At 65.6% G+C, this 2,234-nt stretch carries 2 protein-coding genes and 1 pseudogene; all 3 read left to right on the top strand.

The annotated features are described in order from the left end of the window. A pseudogene (locus tag I71_RS07665) lies at positions 1-363 on the top strand (hypothetical protein); the annotation flags it as partial. A gap of 62 nt (positions 364-425) precedes the next feature. Next, positions 426-824, top strand: a complete 399-nt coding sequence (locus I71_RS07660) for a hypothetical protein (RefSeq protein ID WP_244433700.1) — start codon at positions 426-428, stop codon at positions 822-824. Positions 825-978: 154 nt separating this feature from the next. After that, positions 979-2,234 (top strand): proline--tRNA ligase (gene proS, locus I71_RS07655; protein ID WP_042693464.1); only part of this gene is annotated, 1,256 nt, incomplete at its 3' end.

The raw sequence follows: 2,234 nt of genomic DNA, 5'->3' as shown, positions 1-2,234 counted from the left end.
GATGACGTCCGCATCCTGAAAGCCCTGCCGCGGCTCAAGCCCGGCAGGGTTGCCCAGGCATGGAAGGAAATTACCCAGTACCACCACCAGGAATTCTACCTGCCCGAACCCGAGCAGGCCAAGCCGGGCGTGACCTCGGATTGCCTGCAGAAGTGGCATTACAATCTGCCGGACAAGATCGGCGAATTCCTGGTGCTGAAGGCCGCGGTGGACCTGGAGCATGTGAACAAGCCCTTCATCGGCAAATATATCCGCCAGTCGGCGCGGACACAGGAGGAGGCGGAAAAAGGCATGCCCTACCTGTCGCTTTACTGGAAGGCGATGCGCAACCCGGCCGTGATGGCCGAGCGGCACACATTGTGAGCCTGCATCGGTCCCTGTGCGCCGGCCTGACGGCGTTTGCAATCGTCCTGGCGGCAACGGCGATGGCGCAGTCGCCTCAGCCGCTTCCAGGGCCGATCCCGCTGACCCCCGATGCCGCCCGCGACCGGTTGGTTGTCGATCTGTCGCTGTGCCAGCGTCTGACCCGCCATGTGCCGGCCGCCGATGTCGAGTATCGGCCGGGCGTGGATGTCAATGGCCGGGCGGTGGCATCGGCCGACCTGCCGGGCAGTGCAGGGGCGCAGCCGCCGATCCCCATCGATCTGCCGCTGTCGATCGATCTTGCCCGGCGGATGGGCGTCGCCCTGCCGTCGGTGCCCTATCTGCCCAACGATGTGACCGCGGTCTGGCTCAGTGTTGTCGGCGACCGGCTCTATCTGAACGGACAGCCGATCGATCCCGGCGCCGAGGAGCGTCTCTACGCCTATTGCCGCACCCGGTAGGGAGTGGGGCGGGCAGGAGTCCCGGCGGGGGCTTACAGTGGACAAGTGCGGGCGACCTTCCTAAAGTCGCTCACCCGCCGTCGTGTCCGCTCTTTCCTTGCGAAGCAGCGACCGCCTCGGCCTTGTCGAACACCTCGCACACGAGAGCAGAGCCATGCGGCTGTCCAGCTTCTTCATGCCGACCCTCAAGGAGACCCCGACCGAGGCGCAGATCGTCTCGCACCGCCTGATGCTGCGGGCCGGGATGATCCGCCAGACCAGCGCCGGCATCTATGCCTGGCTGCCGCTGGGTTATCGGGTTCTGCGCAAGATCGAGCAGATCGTCCGCGAGGAGCAGGACGCCGCCGGCGCGCAGGAACTGCTGATGCCGACCATCCAGTCGGCCGACCTGTGGCGCGAAAGCGGCCGCTACGACGATTACGGCAAGGAGATGCTGCGCATCACCGACCGTCACGACCGCGAGATGCTGTTCGGTCCGACGAACGAGGAGATGATCACCGACATCTTCCGCTCCTTCGTCAAGAGCTACCGCCAGTTGCCGCTGAACCTCTATCACATCCAGTGGAAGTTCCGTGACGAGATCCGCCCGCGCTTCGGCGTGATGCGCGGCCGCGAATTCCTGATGAAGGACGCCTATTCCTTCGACATCGACGCGGCCGGTGCCCGCCGCTCCTACCAGAAGATGTTCCTGGCCTATCTCCGCACCTTCGCCCGCATCGGGCTGAAGGCGATCCCGATGCGCGCCGACACCGGTCCCATCGGCGGCGACCTGAGCCACGAGTTCATCATCCTGGCCGAGACCGGCGAGAGCGGCGTCTTCTGCCACAAGGACTGGATGACCCTGGATGTGCTGAAGGACGCTCCCGGCATCGAGGACGACCTGCAGCCCTTCTTTGACCGCGTCACCGCCATCTATGCGGCGACCGACGAGAAGCACGACCCGGCCAACAGCCCGGTTCCGGAGGCCGATCTGGTGTCGGCCCGCGGCATCGAGGTCGGCCACATCTTCAACTTCGGCACCAAATACTCCAAGCCGATGAATGCGGTGGTCGCCGGCCCGAACGGCGAGTCGATCCCGGTGGAGATGGGCAGCTACGGCATCGGCGTGTCGCGCCTGATGGGGGCGATCATCGAGGCCAGCCATGACGACAACGGCATCATCTGGCCGGACGCCGTCGCGCCCTTCAATGTCGGCCTGATCAACCTGAAGTCCGGCGATGCCGAGACCGACCGCGTCTGCGCCGAACTGTATGCCAAGCTGGAGTCGGCCGGTCTGGACGTCGCCTATGACGACCGTGACGAGCGTCCCGGCGCCAAGTTCGCCGACATGGACCTGATCGGCGTGCCGTGGCAGCTGGTCGTCGGTCCGCGCGGGCCTGAGAACGGCGTCGTCGAACTGAAGCGCCGCGC

This window comes from Azospirillum sp. B506, assembly GCF_000333595.1.
Lineage (GTDB): Bacteria > Pseudomonadota > Alphaproteobacteria > Azospirillales > Azospirillaceae > Azospirillum.
Note: the sequence above shows the minus strand (reverse complement) of the source record. Positions and strands in the feature narration are given on the sequence as shown.